This is a genomic window from Bombilactobacillus folatiphilus, from assembly GCF_023380265.1.
GTDB classification, from domain to species: domain Bacteria; phylum Bacillota; class Bacilli; order Lactobacillales; family Lactobacillaceae; genus Bombilactobacillus; species Bombilactobacillus folatiphilus.
Map to the genome: position 1 here is coordinate 1,568,925 of NZ_CP093366.1, position 22,217 is coordinate 1,591,141.

Annotated in this window: 22 protein-coding genes; 9 read left to right on the forward strand and 13 right to left on the reverse strand. The window is 38.2% G+C overall.

What is annotated here, in order from left to right; all coding sequences use genetic code 11:
- Positions 1-30 precede the first annotated feature (30 nt).
- Complete coding sequence (locus MOO45_RS07795; RefSeq protein ID WP_249514346.1) at positions 31-1,293, reverse strand: L-rhamnose isomerase; 1,263 nt, start codon at positions 1,291-1,293, stop codon at positions 31-33.
- Between the two features lie 28 nt (positions 1,294-1,321).
- Positions 1,322-2,722: a rhamnulokinase gene (gene rhaB, locus MOO45_RS07800; RefSeq protein WP_249515197.1), complete on the reverse strand. Its 1,401-nt coding sequence runs from the start codon at positions 2,720-2,722 to the stop codon at positions 1,322-1,324.
- A gap of 335 nt (positions 2,723-3,057) precedes the next feature.
- Here rhaB and MOO45_RS07805 point away from each other — a divergent pair, with 335 nt between their 5' ends.
- The gene (locus MOO45_RS07805) at positions 3,058-4,179 is read left to right on the forward strand and encodes an NAD(P)-dependent alcohol dehydrogenase (RefSeq protein WP_249514347.1); all 1,122 of its coding nucleotides are present in this window, start codon (positions 3,058-3,060) and stop codon (positions 4,177-4,179) included.
- 167 nt (positions 4,180-4,346) lie between these two features.
- Here the strand turns inward: MOO45_RS07805 and rhaM are convergent, their stop codons facing one another.
- Both rhaM and MOO45_RS07815 read right to left on the reverse strand, forming a co-directional pair.
- The gene (gene rhaM, locus MOO45_RS07810; protein WP_249514348.1) at positions 4,347-4,661 is read right to left on the reverse strand and encodes an L-rhamnose mutarotase; all 315 of its coding nucleotides are present in this window, start codon (positions 4,659-4,661) and stop codon (positions 4,347-4,349) included.
- Between the two features lie 4 nt (positions 4,662-4,665).
- Positions 4,666-5,922, reverse strand: coding sequence for an MFS transporter (locus MOO45_RS07815; RefSeq protein WP_249514349.1), 1,257 nt, complete (start codon positions 5,920-5,922; stop codon positions 4,666-4,668).
- 372 nt (positions 5,923-6,294) lie between these two features.
- On the opposite strand from MOO45_RS07815, the gene MOO45_RS07820 reads away from it, so the two are divergent.
- Positions 6,295-7,281, forward strand: a complete 987-nt coding sequence (locus MOO45_RS07820; protein ID WP_249514350.1) for an AraC family transcriptional regulator — start codon at positions 6,295-6,297, stop codon at positions 7,279-7,281.
- Positions 7,282-7,384: 103 nt separating this feature from the next.
- Here MOO45_RS07820 and MOO45_RS07825 read toward each other — a convergent pair whose 3' ends face one another.
- The 4 genes from MOO45_RS07825 to murQ are packed head-to-tail and all read right to left on the reverse strand — an operon-like array spanning position 7,385 to position 10,353.
- Positions 7,385-7,936, reverse strand: a complete 552-nt coding sequence (locus tag MOO45_RS07825) for a DNA-3-methyladenine glycosylase I (RefSeq protein WP_249514351.1) — start codon at positions 7,934-7,936, stop codon at positions 7,385-7,387.
- Between the two features lie 15 nt (positions 7,937-7,951).
- Entirely contained in the window at positions 7,952-8,572 is a 621-nt protein-coding gene (locus MOO45_RS07830) for a histidine phosphatase family protein (protein ID WP_249514352.1), read from the reverse strand.
- 9 nt (positions 8,573-8,581) lie between these two features.
- Positions 8,582-9,445, reverse strand: a complete 864-nt coding sequence (locus MOO45_RS07835) for a MurR/RpiR family transcriptional regulator (RefSeq protein WP_249514353.1) — start codon at positions 9,443-9,445, stop codon at positions 8,582-8,584.
- Positions 9,442-10,353 (reverse strand): N-acetylmuramic acid 6-phosphate etherase, encoded by a 912-nt coding sequence (gene murQ / locus MOO45_RS07840; protein WP_249514354.1) that lies wholly within the window; start codon positions 10,351-10,353, stop codon positions 9,442-9,444. Before murQ ends, MOO45_RS07835 begins: the two co-directional genes overlap by 4 nt.
- A 139-nt stretch (positions 10,354-10,492) precedes the next feature.
- On the opposite strand from murQ, the gene MOO45_RS07845 reads away from it, so the two are divergent.
- On the forward strand, positions 10,493-11,380 hold the full coding sequence (locus MOO45_RS07845; RefSeq protein ID WP_249514355.1) for a BadF/BadG/BcrA/BcrD ATPase family protein: 888 nt from the start codon (positions 10,493-10,495) through the stop codon (positions 11,378-11,380).
- Positions 11,381-11,423: 43 nt separating this feature from the next.
- On the opposite strand, the gene scrK is transcribed toward MOO45_RS07845, so the two are convergent.
- Positions 11,424-12,299 (reverse strand): fructokinase ScrK, encoded by an 876-nt coding sequence (gene scrK / locus MOO45_RS07850; RefSeq protein ID WP_249514356.1) that lies wholly within the window; start codon positions 12,297-12,299, stop codon positions 11,424-11,426.
- A gap of 154 nt (positions 12,300-12,453) precedes the next feature.
- On the opposite strand from scrK, the gene MOO45_RS07855 reads away from it, so the two are divergent.
- Both MOO45_RS07855 and MOO45_RS07860 read left to right on the forward strand, forming a co-directional pair.
- Positions 12,454-13,884: a C69 family dipeptidase gene (locus tag MOO45_RS07855; RefSeq protein WP_249514357.1), complete on the forward strand. Its 1,431-nt coding sequence runs from the start codon at positions 12,454-12,456 to the stop codon at positions 13,882-13,884.
- A gap of 10 nt (positions 13,885-13,894) precedes the next feature.
- On the forward strand, positions 13,895-14,896 hold the full coding sequence (locus MOO45_RS07860; RefSeq protein WP_249515198.1) for a D-2-hydroxyacid dehydrogenase: 1,002 nt from the start codon (positions 13,895-13,897) through the stop codon (positions 14,894-14,896).
- A gap of 87 nt (positions 14,897-14,983) precedes the next feature.
- Here the strand turns inward: MOO45_RS07860 and MOO45_RS07865 are convergent, their stop codons facing one another.
- From MOO45_RS07865 to MOO45_RS07880, 4 genes are all read right to left on the reverse strand, one after another.
- A complete protein-coding gene (locus MOO45_RS07865; protein WP_317619052.1) occupies positions 14,984-15,373 on the reverse strand; it encodes a YjdF family protein in 390 nt (129 codons plus the stop codon).
- Positions 15,374-15,599: 226 nt separating this feature from the next.
- Complete coding sequence (locus tag MOO45_RS07870; protein ID WP_249514358.1) at positions 15,600-16,328, reverse strand: CPBP family intramembrane glutamic endopeptidase; 729 nt, start codon at positions 16,326-16,328, stop codon at positions 15,600-15,602.
- A 219-nt stretch (positions 16,329-16,547) separates the two neighbouring features.
- Positions 16,548-16,700: a hypothetical protein gene (locus tag MOO45_RS07875; protein WP_249514359.1), complete on the reverse strand. Its 153-nt coding sequence runs from the start codon at positions 16,698-16,700 to the stop codon at positions 16,548-16,550.
- A 92-nt stretch (positions 16,701-16,792) separates the two neighbouring features.
- Entirely contained in the window at positions 16,793-17,653 is an 861-nt protein-coding gene (locus tag MOO45_RS07880; RefSeq protein WP_249514360.1) for a CAP domain-containing protein, read from the reverse strand.
- Positions 17,654-17,793: 140 nt separating this feature from the next.
- On the opposite strand from MOO45_RS07880, the gene MOO45_RS07885 reads away from it, so the two are divergent.
- From MOO45_RS07885 to MOO45_RS07900, 4 genes are all read left to right on the forward strand, one after another.
- A complete protein-coding gene (locus MOO45_RS07885; protein ID WP_249514361.1) occupies positions 17,794-18,240 on the forward strand; it encodes a MarR family winged helix-turn-helix transcriptional regulator in 447 nt (148 codons plus the stop codon).
- Entirely contained in the window at positions 18,240-19,181 is a 942-nt protein-coding gene (locus MOO45_RS07890) for a nucleoside hydrolase (protein ID WP_249514362.1), read from the forward strand. Before MOO45_RS07885 ends, MOO45_RS07890 begins: the two co-directional genes overlap by 1 nt.
- Before the next feature lie 85 nt (positions 19,182-19,266).
- The gene (locus MOO45_RS07895) at positions 19,267-21,063 is read left to right on the forward strand and encodes a heavy metal translocating P-type ATPase (protein WP_249514363.1); all 1,797 of its coding nucleotides are present in this window, start codon (positions 19,267-19,269) and stop codon (positions 21,061-21,063) included.
- Positions 21,064-21,292: 229 nt separating this feature from the next.
- Positions 21,293-22,159, forward strand: coding sequence for a helix-turn-helix domain-containing protein (locus tag MOO45_RS07900; protein WP_249514364.1), 867 nt, complete (start codon positions 21,293-21,295; stop codon positions 22,157-22,159).
- Positions 22,160-22,217: the final 58 nt, after the last annotated feature.

The following is a 22,217-nucleotide window of genomic DNA, read 5'->3' on the forward strand; positions in this document are numbered from 1 at the left end:
CTAATTCTCCCATATTATTTTTAATTACTTTTACCGCTTAAATTGAACTTTTTGTTCATACTGCCGAATTTCTTTCAACCAATCCATTCCTACTGGCACATTATTTTTCAAACAAAACTCATCCCAAACCGCACCAAAAGGATAAGATTTTAATTCTTCCGTTTCGACTAAACGTTGTGTAAAGTCATAATGCAATTCATCGGATTTTAATTGATCTAATGGAGCTAACATAGCTTGCAATAAAGCTTTTTGCGTTGCCCGCGCACCTACGACCCAAGCAGCAACACGATTAATTGTTGCATCGAAGAAATCTAAACCAATATTAGTTTTGTCCAGTTCATTATCACGAACTAAAGAACGAGTAATCCGTTGCAAAGTATCATCAAAGATAACAACATGATCACTATCCCAACGTACTGGCCGTGAAACATGAAGCATTAAACCTCGACCAAACGGTAAAAAGGCCGAAAACTTATCAGAAACGTCTTCCGTAGGATGCCAATGTCCTGCGTCAATCGTCCATAACTTATTACGAGTAATAGCATAATTGTTATAGAACAAATGTGACCCAACCGTATAGGATTCCACTCCGGTTCCAAATAATTTACCCTCAAATGATTCCAAAGTGTTATTTTCATCGTAAGGTTCTTTAATAATTTCATCCAAGGATTCCAGCATTCTCAGCCGTGGCGTAGCTTTATCAATTGGATTATCCTTAAAACCATCGGGCATCCAAAAATTATTAATGGAGCGTTGTCCTAATTCTTGACCAAAATAATTAGAAATTTTCCGCGATTGTTTTCCTACTTGAATCCAAAAATCACGAATATCTTTTTCCGGACTAGCTAAGGTAAAATTATTTTTCATTTTGGGATGTGAGAAAAAGGTTGGATTCATATCCAAACCAATTTGTTCTTCTTTAGCCCAATCCACCCAATATTGAAAATCTTCAGGACCAATTTCGTCAAAATCTTTTTTTCGATCTGTAACAGCATATAAAGTATGCAATTGCACCTTATGATGTCCGGGAATTAACGATAACGCCTCATGCAAATCAGTTGTTAATTCAGCAGGAGTTTGCGCAATACCAGCATAGTCGCCACTAACACCAATCCCACCGGTTAATTCTTGTTCTGGATTGACAAAACCGTGAATATCATCACCTTGCCAACAATGTACGGATAATTTAACTTTTTTCAATTGCTCCATTGCTTTTTCAGTATCGACACCAATTTCAGCATAGCGTTCTTTAGCTGTTTGATAAGCAGCTTGAACTGTTTGATCTTTAGTCATAACTTCCATATCTCCTTACTTTGATTTGTTATCCTTTATGAACTTTGGTCTGCCATTGAGTCAAATGTTGGCTCATGTCTTGTTGCGGTTGATAATGTTTTAAATCAAAAGAATTCACAATAATACTTCTTGCTAAATAAACATTTAAAATCTCGCCTTGCGAAATCATCTGGACTATCAAATTACCAATGGCAGTGGCTTCAGTTGGTCCCGCCTCCACATTCACCCCCGCAATATTGGCAGTTAATTGATTCATCAAACTGACATTAGCGCCTCCGCCGACAATATTTAATGTATCAATTGATGAACCTAAGATTTCATCAAGTTTTTGTAATTCGTTTGCATAGTACAATGACAAGTTTGAATAAGCAGCCATGGCAATTTCTCCCGGTGTTTGGGGGACTACTTGCTTCGTCTGACGACAATAAGCTTGTACTTCCTGAATCATATTTGCAGGATTTTGAAAGCGGGAATCATTGACATCAATATATTGTTGAAAAGGCCGTTCTTGTTGTGCCAACTGTGCTAATTGCGCAAAACTATATTTTTCATGCAATTCTTTTTGAATATTTTGAATAATCCATAATCCCATAATATTCTTCAAAAAACGGTAAGTGCCGTAAGCACCCCATTCATTGGTGTAATTATTTTGAAAAGCTAATGTTCCATTTTCTGGAATATTTAATTCTGCACCAATTAACGACCAGGTCCCTGAACTCAAGTAAGCCCAATGCTGACCTAAACCAGGCGTTCCCACAACTGCTGAAGCGGTATCATGAGTGGCTACCGTAATGACTTTTGCTTGTGGCAAATCATAATCCGGAAACTTTGCAGTTTGTAATTCACCCAAAACGGTTCCTGGATCAACTAATTTAGGAAACTGCGTGGCATTAACATTAACTTTTTGCAACAAGTTTTCATCAAAAAGACCTTCTCGCAAACTCAACATCTGCGTTGTAGAAGCATTAGTTACTTCGGTGACCGCCTGATCCGTCAAGACGTATCCTAAATAATCTGGAATCATCAAAATTTTATCCGTGTTTGCCAATAAATCTTTATCTTCTTCAAAGAGTTGGTACAGCGTATTAAAATCTAAAAATTGAATACCCGTTTTTTGATAAATATATTCTTTAGACAAGTCAGATGTTAATTCTTGAATCGCATTTTTTGTGCGTGCATCACGATAGGAAACCGGATCTTTCAGTCTTTGACCTTGTCGACCTACCAAAACATAATCCACCGCCCAAGTATCAATTCCTAAGGTGATGTGCTCAAATCCGGCTTTCTTGACTTTTTGCAGACCAACTAAAATTTCTTCTAAAATATGATCAATATTCCAACAATCATGTCCTTCTTTTTGCGTAAAACCATTAACAAATCGATGCATTTCTCGTAACTGTAACTGACCATTGATTAATTGACCTAACATTAAACGACCACTGGAAGCACCAATATCAATTGCGACATAAGTGTTGGTCACTGAATTCACCTCCAGAACATTTAAGAATTTACTAGTTATGCTTGGTTCGAAAACGTTTTCGAAAATTATTTAATCATACTAAAGTAAGCGATTCAATGACATTTTTCTTGATAATTAGTATCATTTGAATAGGTAATTCTAGCTTTAATTTCTAATCGATTAACATACTACTTCAGCAAAAAAGTTTATGAATAAAATCACAGTTTTTAATTGAAATGCTTTTGCCATCATGACATAATCAAAACTGCAGGGATAGTTTTAAAATTTAAAAAGGGGTTTTAATTATGAAAATTACTGCAGCTGTTGTTCAAAAACAAGGCGATCCATTCACTGTTGAAAACGATATTGAACTTCACGAAGTCGGACCTACTGACTTACAAATTCATATGGTTGCCAGTGGTATTTGCCATTCCGATGAAGCCATTCGAAAGGGTGATGCTTCCGTAGGTTATCCGGCAATTTTAGGTCATGAAGGTTCTGGAATTATTGAAAAAGTGGGTTCAGAAGTTAAAAAATTTCACATCGGTGACCATGTCATTCTATCTTTTTACGCCGATGGAATATGTGATAACTGTTTAAAAGGTGTCCCAACTCAATGTCGAAACTATGCAGACTATAACCTATCTGGGGTCCGCGCTGATGGTGACGACCAATTTAAACAACAAGGTCACCATGTTTCCAACATGTTTAATCAATCCTCATTTACCACTACAACTGTCGTAGATCAAAGAAATGCTGTCAAAGTTGATCCCAGTTTAGATTTGCGCAAATTAGGGCCTTTAGGTTGTGGATATGTAACCGGTTCCGGAACTGTTTTTAATACTTTAAAACCAAGACCTGGTGATACCATCGCCATCTTTGGAACCGGTGCCGTAGGATTAGCAGCCATGATGGCTGGTAAAATTTCAGGTTGCACCAAAGTTATTGCTGTCGATGTCGTGCCCGATAGACTAAATTTGGCCAAACAATTAGGCGCCACTGACGTGATTAATAGCAACGAACAAGACCCCGTGACTGAGATTCAAAAGTTAACTAATGGTTATGGTGTGGATTGGACGGTTGATACCACTGGTATTCCCGCAGTCATTAAAAATAGTGTCTTGGCTTTAGCTCAAGGTGGTACTTGCGCAGCTATTGCCGTGACCCCAAAATTATTAGAAATTTCTACATGGAACGATTTATGTGTTGATGATCGCAAAGTTGTGGGCGTCAATATGGGTGATTCCATTCCGCAAGTCGATATTTCACGATTAATTGAATTTTACAAATTGGGCTGGTTTGCCTTTGACAAAACAGAAAAATTCTATGATTTTAAAGATATTAATCAGGCCAATGCCGACTCCATTTCCGGTCAAACTATTAAACCAGTTTTAATCATTGATCCTAATTATCAAGTCGGTGCCTAATGCATCATCTCAGTAAATGGTAATTTGATCTAAAATTGCCAACATTTATCGTCACACCAAAAAATCTTAACTTCACTTTGAAGATAAATATCATTATGAAATTAAGATTTTTTATATTCTTATGTTTAATTTTGGCTGATTAATTTATTCGTAATTTACCACCTCAACTATAAATGAAACACTTCATGTAAATCTACGGTGACCGGACTTTGATCGGAATTAGTCTCCATTAATGGCTCCATATAAGCCCACCATTTTTGACAAGCTGGACTCTGAGCTATTTGTTGATATTTTTCATAATTATCCACTTCTAAATATGCAAATAAATTACCGGTCTTTTTATCTAAAAAAATCGAATAATTGTGTGCGCCAGCATCAAGCAATGCTTGTTTCATTTCTGGAAATAAATTATTGTGACGGCGCTCATATTCTTCGTATTGATCAGGATACACATGCATTAATTGTGCCAATCGTTTAGTCATCTTATCAGTTCCTTTCTCCATATCTTTCCGAAGTAATCTGCTCCAACGATTTACCTTGAGTTTGTGGCGTCCAAATGGTTCCAATTAATAAAGAAACGATCAATAGTAAAATCATCGCTATCCCCGCAGCTTTAAATCCTAAACTTGATAAAATCACGGGAAAAACAATTGACCAAATACCCGTAGCACCTCTGACGATAAAAAACATAATTCCTTGTGATCCAGCACGATATTTTGTGGGAAATAATTCTACTGCCCACAAAGCATACCAAGCTTGGGCGCCAATTCCAGCAGAAAAGCCCCAAATAATAACAAAAGCTAATAGAGCTGCCCAACCAAAGCCCATGAAAGTTAATATAATCCAGGCCACGACTCCCAGCAAAGCACCTACAAAGAAAAATTTACGTTGATTAATTCGATCACCCAATAACGCAAAACCAAAGTAACCCGCCAAAGCCGTACAACCCCAAAGCAAAACTTGTAACAAATTAGCTTGTAAATTGTTTAAACCGCCCACCGTTTCATAAACATATGGCATGAAAAAGCCCATCGCTCCTGAAACTAAATTCCAAAATACATACACACCACACAAAAAGAGTACACTTTTAACTGAAATTTTGTTAGAAAATAATTCCCTGTAAGGATGCGGTTTCCTGCCTGTCAATTGTTCTTGCTTCTTTTCTTGCAGCCAATCTGTGGACTCAGGCAAATCTTTTTGTAATAACCAAGCAATTAACGCAACAATTGCCAAAAAGACAAAAAGTAAACGATTGCCTAATAGATGCAAAGGTGCCAAAAGTGAAGCTGTCCCAAAAATAATTACCGGACCCATTGACCAAGAAAATTGCGAAATACCGATATCATGAGCCCGATTAGTGCCACTGGAAGTTTCGCCAATATACGTCCACGATGCCGGAACACCGGCTCCAACTGCCATACCTGTAATTAAAAAGCCAATTAGCAGCATAAAGAAATTTAGTGAAAAAACAATCGTTAACGCACCAACAATATAAAATAGCATGTCATAAGTGTAAATCAACTTTCGACCATATTTATCTGATAAATGTCCGCCAATAATCGCTCCCAAAGCTGAACCAAAAGCATTCGCACTCAAAGCTCCCAGCAGGCCAACTGCAAAACTGCTCAGACCAAATTCTTTTTGCCATAACGTCAAGCCCGAAGCACCAGCCACAATTGAACCAGAATCTAAAAAATTAGTTAACGAAACCGCCCAAGTTGCAAAACGTTTATTTTGTTTCATATTTTTCAGTCCTTTAACTAAATTATTTCAATCAGCCAATTGAATACGCTTCCCATTATAAAAAGCCAACTAAAACAATAACAATGACACAAAAATAGTTTTTCGGTATCATTTAACAATTCATTTGAATTCGGTTACATTATGTAAATTGCCAATCGCTGTCATTTAAAAAGTTTATAAGACTAATTCTCCGTAAATTAGTTTATTGATCCGCCACAATTATTTGCAGATTAATTTAATTAAACGCTTGCATTTCAAATCTACAAGTGTGATAATCGTAACAAATCTTGTCTTTCATTCCTCTTAAAAGACCTGTTTGTGTATTAGCAAATGAAACCGCTTTATTTTTGTAAAAAGAAAATGGATAGCTAAATGAAATCTCAAATTTTTAAACAATTACAGAAATTAACATCAATTGAGAGGCTTCAGCTTATTGATCATCATTTTATTAATGATCTCCCCCACAGTGTTGTCGGCAATGCCGATCAAGATCACTGGGACGATGTAACGTTATGTAACGATTATTTTTTCCAACACAATTCTATTTATCTCAGTAAGCACAACCGCTTTGCACCTTATCCCAAGCATTCTCACAAATTTTTGGAATTGAATTATATGTTTGACGGTAGTTGTCACCAAAAAGTTGATGAGCAAGAGGTCACCTTACATACCGGTGATTTGCTTTTAATGGATATTGGCTGCAATCATTCTATTGAAACTTTGGGTGAACATGATTTATTAATTAACTTGCTATTTAGAAATCAAAATATCACTTTTGATTTATTGAACGATATTTATACTAAAAATAGTCTGACATATAATTTTTTATCTAACATTTCTTTAGGTAAAATCAATTTAGAAAAATACATTATTTTTCCCAAAAATTCTGATATTGAAGTCACAATGAATGCCATCATTAATGAATATTATCAGAAAGAAAATTTTTCCAACACCATCATGGAATCTTATTTAAATATTTTATTCGCCAAAATTATCAGACATTATCCATTGCCCACCCAAGCTATTCATAATAATCAACAGGAATTAGTTTTTACTTGTCTCAAGCAAATCGAAAAAAATTATCAGACAATCACATTGGCTGATTTAGCAACACAATTAGGTTATAACAAAGAATATTTAGGCAGCTTGATTCATAAGGTGACCAACAGTAATTTTTCCGATTTAAAAACTCAACAACGATTAATCCAGGCGAATAATCTCTTGAAGTCTAGTCTTCTACCAATAGATAAAATTATTACGCAAGTGGGAATCAACAATAAAAATTTTTTTTACAAAAAATACCGGCAATTTTATGGAATATCTCCTGGTCAAGCCCGTCAAAGAGCCTTGAATTGTTAATATTCTCAGATATTTACTTTTCAAGACACCTTTATCGTCGATATCAACTACTGTTTAAATGCAAAGTTAAGCGTTTTTAAATACTGCTTTACAATCAACTGACCTATCGAAAAGCGCAATTTTGCTGATGATCATTAATCACGCCAACTGCTTGCAAATACGAATAAATAATCGTGGGACCCACAAATTGAAAACCTAATTGCTTAAATTGAATCGCAATACGCTCTGACAGGGGCGACTTGGCTGGAACTTGTGTCGTCGTTGACCAACTATTTTGTTGCACCTGATTGTCCACTAATCCCCACAAATAATGATCAAAACTGCCAAATTGTTGCTGGACACGCAAAAAAACTTGTGCATTATTGACCATTGCTGTCAACTTGCGACGATTACGAATAATCTGCGCGTTTTGCATCAATTCAGCAATTTTATTTTCATCATAATGTGCGATTAAACGATAATCGAATTGATCAAAAGCTGTCTGCATCGCCATTTGTTTATGCAAAATCGTTACCCAACTCAAGCCTGCCTGCATGATTTCCAAGATAAGCCACATAAATAATTGCTGATCGTCATGTTTGGGCCGACACCACTTCGTATCGTGATATTGTTGTTCCAATGAATCGTCATGAACCCATGCGCAACGTTGCACCATCTATCATCTGTCCTTTCATTCCATTAAATTACTGGGCGCTTTTCGATTATAATAACGCAAATCAACTTGCCCGCTATCTTCATGAACCACTAAATGCACCATAGCCGCATTAGCAATTTCCACCAGTTGACTAACATGGTCGATGCCTAACAAGCGCTGGACTAACACGCGCCCCACGGTCCCATGACACACCAGCAACACTTTTTGATGAGGATTATTCTTGATTAAATCTTGCTCAAACGCCAATAAACGCTGACCTAAGTGCGCGTAACTTTCACCAGTGCTATATTTGGTATACTCTTCGGTTGAATAACCCCATGCATCAAAAACTTGCGGATAATGCGTTTGCAACCAATGCTCATCCTGTCCGTCCCAATCACCGTAATCAATCTCACGCAACCGTTCATCAATCTGCAATGGCAATTGTTCTTGACTCAAAATCTGCGCGGTTTGAACCGCTCGCTGTAGAGGACTGGTATATAAAGCATCAATTTGATTCATGTCTAAACTGGCTTTTAACGTTTTAACTTGCTGAATTCCCTGGTCATTCAAGGGTAAATCCGTTCCTGCACCATTCATTTTGCCAGTTTTATTAGTATCAGTTTGACCATGACGTACAATATATAAATCTAACACTTTAAAACCTCACTTTAATTGCTTGTTTTTATACTGATCTAATATCGCTCGTGAACGTTCAATACTCGTTTGACACTGCTCGTAATTCTCACTCATATAAGCATAATAAATAATATCCACCAACATTAATTGTGCTTGCAACGAATGCGTCGCGGCCACACGAATCTTGCCTTCTCGCGATTGCGATGTTTGCAAACTCACATCGGCCAACTGCTGCAAATGGTTTTTGCCTAATGCAGTCGTAGTGATTAATTTAACTCCATTTTGCCGCGCGTATTTGGCTAAAGTTAAAGCTTCCGGTGACTCCCCCGTATTAGAAATAATCCACAACACCACTTGCTGCGTGGCTGTGTTCACCACCAACGGTAATAATTGATTCAAATCAGCACTACTAACCACGCCAATTCCTAATCGTGACCATTTCTGCGCCAGATCTTGAGCCACCAGATTAGAAGCACCAACACCAAAAGTTAAAAATTGTTGACCGTGCCCTAACAATTCGACCACTTGTTGAATTGTGGCATCAGTTAGGTTATCGCTAGTTTCCTGTAAAGAACGTTGCGCATTGTCTACCAATTTGTTTTTGATAGAGGCCACACTTTCATGCGCGGTTAATTCTTGATGGATGGCCGACGCAACTTGCTGCTTTGTCAAATCCGCCGACAATTGTAATTTCAAACTATTATAATCCGCATAACCCAAGCTTCGCACGAAACGACTGACTGCTGCCGGACTCGTTTTTGTTGCTGCCGCTAATTTTTGGCCTGTCATTGTTAAAACTGTCTGAGGATGCGCGCTGACATATTTCGCTAAAATTCGATCAGTTTTGGACAATGATGCAAATAAATTGGCAATATTTCCCTGAACACTCATTTCGTGGACGCTTTCTGCCAAGCTAGCTGGACAGCTTGGGCAATCCGATCATCACTTTGTTGCAATAATTGATCTGCTTGTCTTTCATTGGTTTGGGTCAAAATCATGACAATTGCGGTTTTCGGACGTTGATGAGCAGCGTCAAAAGTTGTTTGAGCGGTGGCAGCGTCACAATCGGTAGCCCGTTGAATAATACGTTTTGCACGATCAATTAATTTGGCATTAGTGGGCTGGACATCTACCATCAAATTACCATAAACCTTGCCTGCTTCAATCAAGGCCGTTGTCGAAATCATATTCAAAACTAATTTTTGCGCCGTTCCCGCCTTCATACGCGTCGAACCGGTCACCACTTCTGGTCCGGTGACCACCTCAATCGGAAAATCGGCGTGTTGGCTTAGCTCTGCTTCCGGATTACAAGCCAGTGAGCCGGTCTGAGCACCGACTGAACGGGCATAATCCAAACCACCAATTACATAAGGCGTCCGCCCAGATGCAGCAATCCCCAAATAAAAATCATGCGAACCAAAGTTGCGCGCCACTAAATCTTGTTTGCCTAATTCAACACTATCTTCAGCGCCTTCAACAGCCTGCAACATTGCTTGCTCTCCCCCCGCAATCAACGCTTGAAACATAGTAGGGGCTACACCATAAGTCGGCACCGTCTCAGCAGCATCGAGCACTGCCAAGCGCCCACTAGTTCCCGCGCCACCATAAAAGATATGCCCGCCTTGGCGCAAGCTAGCCCGAATTGCAGTGACCACGTTAGTAATTTGCATTAAAACAGCTTTTTGTCCAATGATTTGGGGGACAGTTTGATCTTCTTGATTAATCAGCGTCAAAATTTCTTGCGTGGATAATTCGTCAATATGTGTAGAATGGGGATTTTGTTGTTCAGTTGATTGCATCCCAGTTCATCTACCTTTTCTGATTTTTTTGAAATTAAATTACATAAAAAATATAAAAAGTTGAAATTAAATTTCTTTAAGCTATAATTTAACCATCATCACACCTGTTGTCAATCAAAAATTATCAGGAGGCAAAATTTTGAGTTACTTAATCGGCATCGACTGTGGCGGAACCCACATTATGGGACAATTGTGGCAAACCCAACCGGAAAAACTTTTAACAGAAGTGCCCGGCGAACCCGGCAATCTGACCTTAAATTATGACACCGCCGTCGCCAATCTTGAACATGTACTAGACGAGCTTTTATCCACTTGTCCAGCAGCACCAGAGCAAATTCTAATCGGTCTGGCCGGCTTAGAAGCCAGTGGTCAAGCAACCAAACTGCAAAAACAGCTCGTAGCCCAATATCATTTGCCTATTCAATTGGTCAGTGATGCCAAACTTGCTTTGCTGAATGGTCTTCAAGGACAAGATGGTATGTTGATTATTGCAGGTACGGGTTCCGTAATTTATGCGCGGCAGCAAGGACATTTTTTCCGCAATGGCGGTTGGGGTTATATTCTAGGTGATGAAGGCAGCGCATTCGATATTGCCAAAACAGCTCTGCAACAAGTGCTGAAAGCTTACGATAATGACACCTTGAGCTCCTTAACACAACCGTTACTAACCAAATTGCAAGCTACTGATATTCAAGACGCTGTGCACACTTTTTATAATCAAGATCGTACTCAAAATGCCCAATTGGCAATGACAGTGGCTAATCTAGCACAACAAAACAATCCAGAAGCCCAATATATTATTGAATTGTGTGCCAAAAAATTAAGTCAACAAGCCTTGAATTTATTACACCACCATCAAATGACTTTGCCTACCAAAATCGTTTTATCTGGTTCAGTATTACTCAATAATCAAGCATTTCAAACTGCTTTGAAACAAAGCATTCAATCGCAAATTTCTGCTATCGACTTCTTACCCGTTAGTCATAATAATGCCCACGGTGTGCTGTATTGGCATTATTGGCAATAAAAAAAGTTTTGCCGTCTACTTTTCAATAGATGACAAAACTTTTTTATTCACTTTGAACGCGATAAGCCAAAGCAAAGTTGCCTAAAGTGGCTGAACCATTATTTTTCACCCGCGGCATGGTGAGATATTGATCTAACGCCGGAACTTGCACATAGCCACCTAACAGTTGATTAAATTGGGCACGAACTTTTGTCAAAAAGTCTTCACTAATCACACCGCCACCAAAAACAATATTATCTGGACGCAAAATCATTGTTTGTTGAATCGCCGCTTGTGCTAAATAATAAGCCATAATATCCCAAACTTGATGATCGTGCGAAACATCTTGACCTTTAACACCTAAGCGCGCTTCAAACGTTGGTCCAGACACCAACCCTTCCAAACAATCATTATGAAATGGACAGATACCCGCAAAATCCAAATCCGCAGGATGGCGTTTGACAAAAGTGTGACCCATTTCCGGATGACCGATCCCTTGCAAGATTTGACCATTAATCACCGCGCCACCACCAACGCCGGTGCCGACTGTGTAATAGACCAAAGAATTGATTTTTTCATTGAATAGTTGCGACGTGACATACTCGCCATAAGCCGAACCATTCACATCTGTCGTAAAATAAATCGGCAATTGCAATGCTTGTTTCAGCGGACCAATCAAATCCACGTGACTCCAGTTGGCCTTGGGCGTATCGGTAATATAGCCATAATATTGATTATTTTTTTGCAATTCAATTGGACCAAACGAAGCTACCGACAACGCGGTCAATTCAGGAAATTTTTGAAAATATGTAATTGCCTGTTGAATTGTCGTTTCTGGATCCGTGGTAGGAAATTGGATCTGATCTAAGACCCGATAGTCTTCATTGCCAACTGCACAAACGAACTTTGTGCCACCAGCTTCAATACTTCCTAATAACATTTTTCAACTCTCCCTTTCGCAAATATCATACCTTATTCAAACGCTTTCAATCAATAACTTTCTGACATTATAGAACCTTCATAAAAAACGCTTTATTGCTTAACCTTGTGTTAAACTTAATTACATAAAAGTTTGGCAAAGGAGTCCTTAATTAATGCACAATCAAAAATTATCAGCTTGTACAACCATCTTAGTTGGTAAAAATGCTTCTATTGATGGATCCACCATGATTGCCCGCAATGACGATACTTTCCATGCGGTCGCACCACACAAATTTGAATATCACCAACCACAAGACAATGCTTCTGATACAACGGTCAAATCTTGGCTGAACGGCTTTAGTGCCACAGTGCCTACCAAAAGTTTTGGTTGGCCTGGCGTGCCCAATGTCAATTATCAAGAGGAAGGTTATTACGACGAAAGTGGTATTAACACACAAAATGTTGCGATGTCCGCCACTGAAAGTACTTATGGTAATGAACGTGCATTGGCCAATGATCCCTTGGTTGTTGACGGTTTAGATGAAGATTGTATCGTGCGCATGGTTTTGCCATATGTCACTTCTGCAAAAGATGCAGTCTTACGGACTGGCGACTTAATCGCTAAATATGGCTCACCTGCCGGCAATTCTGTTTTATTTAGTGATTGCAACGATGTTTGGTACATGGAAATTGTCACCGGCCATCATTGGGTTGCCCAACGAATTCCCGATGATGCTTACGCAATTGCGGCTAACCGCGTTTCCATTCAACAAGTTGATTTTACCAATGCAATTGAATTTATGTGGTCTGAGGGAATCCAAGAGTTTGTGAGTGAAAATCATTTAAATCCGGATCAAACAGGCTGGAACTTTCGACATATTTTTGGAACCGATAACCAAAAAGATCGTCATTACAATAATCCACGGGTCTGGTTTGGTCAAAAATATTTCAATCCCGAAATTGTTCAAGAGCCCGAAGATGGTGAACTACCATTTATCTGCCGCACCTCACACAAAATCTCGGTTGACGATTTAGAATACGTTTTGGGATCCCATTATAATGAAACGCCTTATGATCCGTTGCAGAGTGGTGAAAACGACGACAAATATCGTTACCGGCCAATCGGCTTAAATCGGACGCAGAATTCCCACATTCTTCAAATTCGCAACGACGTGCCTACTGACTTGGCTGGAATTATGTGGTTATGCTTGGGATATCCAACTTTTGCGCCATATTTACCGTTCTACACCAATATGAACGAAACGGATTCTTCATTTAATGACACTGCCAAAACGTTCAACCTCAAAGATGCTTATTGGCTGTATAACGGCCTCAGCACTTTGGTGGAAAGTCATTACAGCAACTTTGTTCAAAGTAATATTGATTTTCTCACAAAATGTCGCCAACAATTCCGAGCCCACGTCGCTCAAACGGATCAACAAGCAAAAGAATTCAAGGGCACAGAACTGACAAAATTTTTAACAGCGCAAAATCAAGCATTAGTGCAACAAAATCGGCAACAAAGTCTAGATTATATGGCAGAATTGATGACAGAAAGTATCAATTTATCTAAATTAACTTTTAATATGGATAAGAATTTATAAAGGAGGAATTATCATGAAAATTGTAAGCTACGGTATTCGCCAAGACGAGCAACCTGCTTTAAAAGAGTGGCAAGCACAACATCCAGAAGTTCAAGTCCAAGTGGAAAGTGAACTCCTAACCCCACAAAGTGCTACTAAAGCCAAGGGTGCTGATGGCGTCGTTACTTTTCAACAAGCACCTTATACACGTGAAGTTCTGCAAGCTTTACATGACAACGGCATCAACAAAATGTCTTTGCGGAACGTCGGCACGGATAATATTGACATGACCGCCGCCAAAGAACTTGGATTTCAAATTACCAATGTGCGAGTTTATTCACCCAACGCGATTGCCGAACATGCCGTTTGGTTAATGGGTCGCTTATTGCGACGCGAACCTGAATATACTGAAAAAATTAACAACCATGATTTGCGCTGGGCACCCGAAATTGGTCGCGAATTGCGAATGCAGACCGTCGGCGTCATTGGCACAGGCCATATCGGTCAAGTTTTAATCCAAATTTTAAAAGGATTCGGTGCCAAAGTTGTCGCCTACGATCCTTATCAAAACGCGGAATTAGCCAAAGAAGGCCTGTATGTTGACCAGCTCGATGATTTGTACAAGCAAGCTGATATCATCACGATTCATGTGCCCTCCACACCAGAAAATATTCATATGATTAACGCACAAAGTCTTGCCCAAATGAAAGACCACGTCATCATCATTAACGTGGCCCGCGGCGATTTGATCGATACCAAAGCTCTCATTGCTGGCTTAGATGCAGGTAAAGTTGCTGGTGCAGGTTTGGACGTTTATGAAAACGAAGTCGGTGTGTTCAATGAAGATTGGCACGATCAAGCTTTTCCTGACAAGCAATTAGAAGATTTAATGAATCGAAAAAATGTAATTTTAACACCTCACACTGCCTTTTATACCGAAACGGCTGTGAAAAATATGGTGCAAATTTCGCACAATGATAATTTAAAAATGATTCAAGGTCAACAACCCGACAATCCTGTTCAATTAGGGTAAAATAATTACAATTAAAAGAGCAAACTGATAATCAGTTTGCTCTTTTAATTTTGGCAACTTCAAGTTCACCAATCAACACTATCCATGTCAGTGTCCCTTCTTTTTTTCTTTCCTCTTCTCTTGTTTTAATTGAAACTTTTTCTCTTTTTGCAGCTCTTTATTTTCCTTAGTCCTTTTTTTTCGTGCTAATTTCGCCTTTTCCCTATTTTCCTGCATCGTTACCTGTACTTTTGTTGAGAGTACCGGTTTTCTTTTTTCTTTATTAATCTTACGTTGCATTTTTTTCGGGTTTAACCTTTTTTCAGGTTTTGCTTGGACCAAAAAAGCATTATCGCTGGCTATCTTTAAATCGTTTTTCTTAATCAAGGCTTGAAGTTTGCAATTCACAAACACTTCGACCTCTTTGTCTTTAGGCTCTGGACCAAAAACATACTTAACGACTCGATAATCGCCCTTTAAACCTTCATATTCTATCAGTCCGCACCAATAAAATAAACGGTTAGTTTCATTACGTTCCCCTCCTTAAAAATAAGGAAATGGACAACCCGAGGGGGCAGGTTACTGACATAACTTTTATGTTTATGGACTACCAACCATAATGTGTTTTTATTCCTGAAGTAATTATACTTCAAAAATAGGTAATGAGTAGACAATTACCAATAACTCGAAGTTTGGCGTTGGTTAAGATTCTCATTTAAATCTTTTAGAAACTATTATTATTAGTCAATACTGGCATCAAAATGACATAACCAACGATTAAGTAAAAGATTGACACAACAATGGCACTGCCAAACGAAGCATTATTACCATTTTGCATCCCCCAAACAATAGTAACCAAATAGTCTAAGCCAAAATGACATAACATAGGAAATAGTAAATTATTGGTTCTAACAAAAATACTAGCAAACACAAAGCCCATGGCCGTCGTCTGCAAAACTTGGATTATTGTTGCCGAAAAACTTTGCGAGTATAGATTCAGAAAATGCTCCGAACCAAACAAGATACTGGAAATGATCATCGGCAATAAAATACGTCCGTTCTGCTTTTTGAAATGATCAAATAATTCAAATAGGGTCAACAGCACAACTCCTCGAAAAAGATACTCTTCAGTTATACCAGCCATCAAACCGATAGCAATAGCATTCCAAAAATTCTTGATATTCATCAAACCCATAATAATTAAAATTCCAGCAACAACTAAAATGCTTTTTCGTTGATCCTTGTTGAGTTTCAGAGAAATAGGCATTTTTCGTTTTGTCAACCAATTATTCAACAGAATCAGTAAGCAAAAGAATAAAGACTTATCTAAAAATAAAAACAGTACGCTATTATTTTCATGAATGTATCTCGAAAAATTCACCATACAAAATTCAAATAAAACTTCCATAACCAGTAATAATAAAAGTCTATTTGCCAATTTTTTATGACTCATACGTACATTCTCCTAAATATAATAAAATTTCAAAAATACTCAATCTATTTTACTTTAATAAAAGTATATAATATGGTAAGTGGTTATCTATGGGAAAAATAGTAACCATGTTTAATATGACAGATGACAAGTTTAACTTTTATATCATGCTTTTATCTAATCTCATAACTAAAAAAGACTCCCATGAGCTTAACAATGGGAGTCTATTTATTTAATCAATTATTTTGTAGCGAGTTTACTTTCTTTTTTCATTTCATCCAAACCGTTACGCAAGAAAGCTAGAACTGCTTCATGCTGTTGACGACGTTTTGAAGAATTTAATTTGGAGACTGGGCGGCGACGTCCGGTCACACCTTTATGTGTATTAGCCATCGTAATCCTCCTCCCTGTTTGAAAATCAATTTAATCTAACTATTTCATTTTACGGAAAAAACGTTCCAGATTCAAGTCATAATTGCAAATCTTTACTGACCGTTATTATTCACCCGCCGAACCGCGTCAGCTCTAACCAATTGATTCTGACCAATCTGATAAAACGGTTGATTATTGACCATCAAAAAACGATTCGTATACCACGCACTTTGCGCCGGTAACACGCGGCTTAAAATCGGCTGACCAGCCGCATCATACAAAACTGTATTTTGTTGAACCTGTACAACACCATCTAAATCATAAACTTGCGGATTATTTTCCCATTGTGGATAACTGAACCAATCCTCTTGACCCGCCAGATCATAGTGACTAGGATAGCGCAGCTCATCTAATCCCTGTTTTTTCGTATATTGATAATAATCTTGCGCTGTTTGCTGTTGAGCAGCTGTCCACCTTTGGGAATTTGGTGTCCAAAAAGTTTGCACAATATACAGTGTCCCACTTGTACTTTTGGCAATGCCCAAACCTACATCTGTATACAACGGATTCAACATATTTTTACGGTGTCCAAAATCCGGATTACCGTAATCATCGTATAAAAAAGCCGTCGCGTTCACCACATTTTGCCACAAATTGCCCGTATCCAAAATCCGAACCAAATTCTCACCTGAATACATATCCGGATAAATCTCGCCCCAATGTCCATCATGACTCAAACTATGTTCTTGCATCAACTGTTCGACCCGCTCTTGCGAAAAAGTATTTAACTGCGAATTCATTTGTAAAGTAGCCAATTGATTTTGGGAACGTAAGCGATTCAATTCTTGTGTTAGAGCTGCTTGATACGAGGCAGTATCCACGGCTGCCGTCACTTGCTGCGCCATGAATCCGCCCACCACAAATAAGCCACAACTCACAACCAACAACTGAAACCATTTTTGGCAAGCACGCATGACTGACCTCCCGTACATATCCTTCTTAATTAATTATACTCTAAAAAATTTGTTGGCAATCAATCAATGTTTCATAAATTCATTGATTGATGAATTTCCTACATTAATATGCTAAATTATTATTAGGAGGTGTTGCGTGTTTGACTGAAAACATCATGCACTTAATCAAAATTGTTTCAAACCAATTATCCCGTCAAATTAACCATTTTGCGAAGCAATTTGGTTTAACGGGGATTCAAATTCAAATTATTGATTACTTGAATCATTTACCACAAAATCAATTTGTTTATCAACGTGATATTGAGCGCGAATTCAATATTCGTCGTTCAACAGCTACAAGTGTTTTACAGAAAATGGAAGAAAACCAATTGATTGTACGTAATGTTTCCCCGTCGGATTCCCGTTTAAAAATTGTATCCGTTTTGCCAAAAGCGGAGGCATTACAACCACAAATTAGTGCTTTCTTGGAACGGAGTAATCGTGAAATTTTAGATAACTTAAGTTCACTGCAACGCCGATCATTTATTAAAGCACTTGAGAAAATTCCACTCAAATTAAAACAACCTGAAACCTTGGAGGATGAATAATGCTTGAAAATATCGTGTTCGATTGTGATCCCGGTAGTGATGATTCAATCGCTATTTTAGAAATATTTGCACATCCTGAACAGTTTAATGTTTTAGGACTCACGACGGTGGGCGGTAATCAAGTTTTGAGCAATGTTACGCGCAATTTGCAACATATGTTGTGGTTTCTCAAGCAAACAACGCCCATTGCTTCAGGACAAGCCACACCAATCATCAAAAATCTTAAAAATGCATCTGAATTTCATGGCGAAAATGGTCTTGCCGGACCAACTTTTCCTACCGAAGCCGATAATTATCCGATTACTAGTGACAACGGGATTACCTTTTTACATCAAATCATTGCTCAAAATGAACAACCAACTACAATTGTGGCTACCGCACCTTTAACAAATATCGCGTTATTGTTGAAAGTTTTTCCGCAAGATCGTGCCAAAATTAAGCAAATTGTGATTATGGGTGGAAGCTTGAGCGGCGGAAACGTAACCGCCGAGGCCGAGTTCAATTTTTATGTGGATCCTGACGCCGCCGATATTGTGCTCCATTCCCAAATTCCAATTGTTCTTTGCGGTTTGGATGTCACCAATCAAACTGGTTTGACCGATGATGAAATCGCCACCTTAAATAACCAGGGACCTGCTAGTCAATTGGCTTACGAAATTCTCATTCCTTATGCCAAAGCTGAGCAGGAACAACATGGTTTTACAATTGCTCCGATCCATGATTTAACCACGGTGACCTATCTATTAGACCCCACCATTTTCACCGGCCAAAAATTTGCTCTGCGCGTGGATAATAGTTGGGACGATTTACGTGGTAAAGTGCAGATTGATCATGATCCTGCAGCTATCAAAAATGTTTTGGTCTTACAGAATGTTCAACGAAAGTCAGCTGCTCAATTACTGCAAGCTGCCCTCCAAAAATTAGATCAAGATTTAAGATAAATCTTCCCTAATAGTCAAGCCACCTCGGTTTGACTATTTTTTTGCTTAGATTATAATGATTCTAAACTAGGAAGAAGGAATAAACTTGCACTATAAAAAGTTATTGATCATTTTTTTAATTGCTTTAGTTGCCTTTGCACTGCAATTTGTGTTTCATTTGAATGCTTGGGCACAAATTCTCATTACGATTGTGGGCATTTTACTAGCCGTTTCCATGACCTTAGAGATGATCAAAACCCTGCGTTCTGGCAAATATGGCGTTGATCTGTTGGCCATTTTGGCAATTGTTTCTACCCTGGCTGTCGGTCAATATTGGGCTAGTTTGATTATTTTATTAATGCTGGTCGGTGGCGATACTCTAGAGGATTACGCTGCGAATCGTGCCGGTAGCGAACTGAAGGCTTTATTGGAAAATGCGCCTGAACAAGCACATATTATGCACGATGGTCAAATTCAGGATTTGGCCTTAGATGACGTCCAAGTCAACGATCAATTATTGATCAAACCGGGTGAACAGGTGCCCGTTGACGGCGTTGTGACCAGCGGTAATGGAGATTTTGACGAATCGTCTTTAACTGGTGAATCCAAACCCGTTGAAAAAAATGTTGGTGATTCTTTAATGTCTGGTTCCATTAATGGCAATACGGCCGTGGAATATCGTGCCACCAAATTGGCGGTCGATTCTCAATATCAAAAAATTATCCGATTAGTTGAAGAATCTCAACAACAACCTGCGCATTTTGTCCGCTTGGCTGATCGTTACGCAGTACCATTCACCATTATCGCTTTAATTATTTCGGGAATTGCGTGGATCATCACTGGCGATCCTAATCGTTTCGCCCAAGTTCTGGTCGTGGCTTCACCATGTCCCTTAATTTTAGCTGCGCCAATTGCCTTGGTTTCCGGGATGAGTCGGACCAGCCGAAATGGGATTATTGTCAAAAGCGGAACTTCCATTGAAAAAATGGCCTTATTGAAGGAAATTTTCTTTGATAAAACCGGCACAATCACCCGTGGACAATTGTCGTTAGATCAAGTTTTACCAGAATCTGGCTGGACTCAAGATCAATTGATTCAAACCGCTGCCAGTGTGGAACAGCAATCTAATCATATCTTGGCCACTTCTCTTTTGCATTCTTATCATCAACAATTACAACAAGTCACACAGTTAAAAGAAGTCACCGCGCAAGGAGTTCAAGGTTACTTAAATCAAAAATTAGTCAAAGCTGGTAAATTCAGTTTTGTCGCACCAGATTTACCGCCCCAAAATAGCGATCAACCAACGATTTATATCAGTATTGATCGGCAATATGCAGGCAAAATCACCTTTACAGATCAGATTCGTCCGGAAGCTAAACAAACAATTACCCAATTATCCAAATTAGGTATTAAACATTTACGGATGTTGACCGGAGATAACAAAGCAACCGCACTGAGTGTTGCTCAAGAAGTCCAAATTCCCGAAGTCGATGCTAATTTGTTACCTGAAGACAAGATTAAGATTCTGCAAAATGCCCCCCAAAATCAACGACCGAACGCGATGGTCGGTGATGGCGTTAATGATGCGCCTTCCCTAGCTGTTGCAGATGTAGGTATTGCCATGGGCGCCAACGGATCGACCGCCGCTAGTGAAGCTGCCGATGTTGTCATTATCAAAGACGATTTGAGTCGGTTAATTCGTGGACTCGTGATTTCCCGCGAAACGATGACGATTGCCAAACAATCAGTCTTGATTGGTATTTTTATTTGTATTGCCTTAATGTTGGTGGCGGCCTTGGGATTGATTCCCACCATTATTGGCGCTTTACTTCAAGAAGTAATTGACACCATTTCTATCTTATGGGCGTTAAAAGCACGTCACGGTAAGACTAATTTTAATTAAAAAACTTTCGTTAAAATGGTGATTCATAAAGTATATATAGCAACCTGTTAATTTATTTGGTATTATTATTGGTAGGCTTATTTATTATTGTGATTATAATAAATGATTATGGCTATTTAGATGTACAATAGGTTTAACCATTTGTTTTAATCACTTACCCGCTCTACTGTCAAATTGCTGAAGGTTTTTACAACCTTTATTGAATCAACAATACGTAAGGAAGTTTAACATGCAACATATCGGGCAAACTATTGCGAAGATTCAAAAAATGAAGAACATTAAGGTCACAGAATTAATTGATGGTATTGTTTCACGTTCTGAATATTATCGCTTTATTAATGGACAAACCCAACTAGCGGTTGATGTCTTTTTTCAATTATTGGACCGTTTACATGTCACTTTAGATGAATTCCAATATATTGACAATGATTTTCAACGTTCCGATTTTTTCTTATATCAAGATAAAATTTCTGATTTATTAACTTTTAAGAAGGCCTCTGAATTGCATGAATTATCTGAAGAAATTAAGAGTAAGTATGGTAAGGATAGCAATTCTAAATATCAACATTTGGCTATCCAGGCAGAATTGTCCTCCGATTTAATTTTAAATGAAACACATCCCGAAAAAGCCGAACCGCTAGTTAAATATTTTGATAATCTTGAATATTGGTCACAGTACGACATTACTTTATTCTTGAATTGTATCTTTGCTTTTAGTAATACATCTATTGATCATTTCTTGAAATCCTTAATGAAAGATATTAATAATTATATCTATTTTCCTGGTGAAATGAGTGTCGTCGTTCAAATTCATATTGTATTATGTTTTTTGGCGATTGTTAAAAGATTGTTGATCAAATTAGATGTCTTGGATACTTCGTTAAATCAAATTGATTTATCTCCTAACCAATTAACTGAACGTGTATTACGTGATTTTATTAATGGCGCCGTCAGTTATTTTCATGGTCAACTCAAAGAAGGTCTAAATCAGATGAATAAAGCAATTGAAATTTTTACAAAATATGACATGAGACGTTGGTCTACACGCCTGATTGATATGAAAGATTCTGTTATTGCTGATGTTCCTGAAGAATAAATGATCAAGTAAAAAAGTCGCAGCCTCGTTCAATAAAGGTTGCGACTTTTTTATATTG

Excerpts from the sequence above, each read along its gene's own strand:
- MOO45_RS07825 (WP_249514351.1), bottom strand. The coding sequence starts at position 7,936 with ATGGTGCAACGTTGCGCATGGGTTCATGACGATTCATTGGAACAACAA.
- rhaB (WP_249515197.1), bottom strand. The coding sequence starts at position 2,722 with ATGTTAGGTCAATTAATCAATGGTCAGTTACAGTTACGAGAAATGCAT.
- murQ (WP_249514354.1), bottom strand. The coding sequence starts at position 10,353 with ATGCAATCAACTGAACAACAAAATCCCCATTCTACACATATTGACGAA.
- MOO45_RS07815 (WP_249514349.1), bottom strand. The coding sequence starts at position 5,922 with ATGAAACAAAATAAACGTTTTGCAACTTGGGCGGTTTCGTTAACTAAT.
- MOO45_RS07875 (WP_249514359.1), bottom strand. The coding sequence starts at position 16,700 with ATGGCTAATACACATAAAGGTGTGACCGGACGTCGCCGCCCAGTCTCC.
- MOO45_RS07835 (WP_249514353.1), bottom strand. The coding sequence starts at position 9,445 with ATGAGTGTTCAGGGAAATATTGCCAATTTATTTGCATCATTGTCCAAA.
- MOO45_RS07890 (WP_249514362.1), top strand. The coding sequence starts at position 18,240 with ATGCTTGAAAATATCGTGTTCGATTGTGATCCCGGTAGTGATGATTCA.
- MOO45_RS07855 (WP_249514357.1), top strand. The coding sequence starts at position 12,454 with ATGCACAATCAAAAATTATCAGCTTGTACAACCATCTTAGTTGGTAAA.
- MOO45_RS07900 (WP_249514364.1), top strand. The coding sequence starts at position 21,293 with ATGCAACATATCGGGCAAACTATTGCGAAGATTCAAAAAATGAAGAAC.
- MOO45_RS07805 (WP_249514347.1), top strand. The coding sequence starts at position 3,058 with ATGAAAATTACTGCAGCTGTTGTTCAAAAACAAGGCGATCCATTCACT.
- rhaM (WP_249514348.1), bottom strand. The coding sequence starts at position 4,661 with ATGACTAAACGATTGGCACAATTAATGCATGTGTATCCTGATCAATAC.
- scrK (WP_249514356.1), bottom strand. The coding sequence starts at position 12,299 with ATGTTATTAGGAAGTATTGAAGCTGGTGGCACAAAGTTCGTTTGTGCA.
- MOO45_RS07870 (WP_249514358.1), bottom strand. The coding sequence starts at position 16,328 with ATGAGTCATAAAAAATTGGCAAATAGACTTTTATTATTACTGGTTATG.
- MOO45_RS07820 (WP_249514350.1), top strand. The coding sequence starts at position 6,295 with ATGAAATCTCAAATTTTTAAACAATTACAGAAATTAACATCAATTGAG.
- MOO45_RS07880 (WP_249514360.1), bottom strand. The coding sequence starts at position 17,653 with ATGCGTGCTTGCCAAAAATGGTTTCAGTTGTTGGTTGTGAGTTGTGGC.
- MOO45_RS07795 (WP_249514346.1), bottom strand. The coding sequence starts at position 1,293 with ATGACTAAAGATCAAACAGTTCAAGCTGCTTATCAAACAGCTAAAGAA.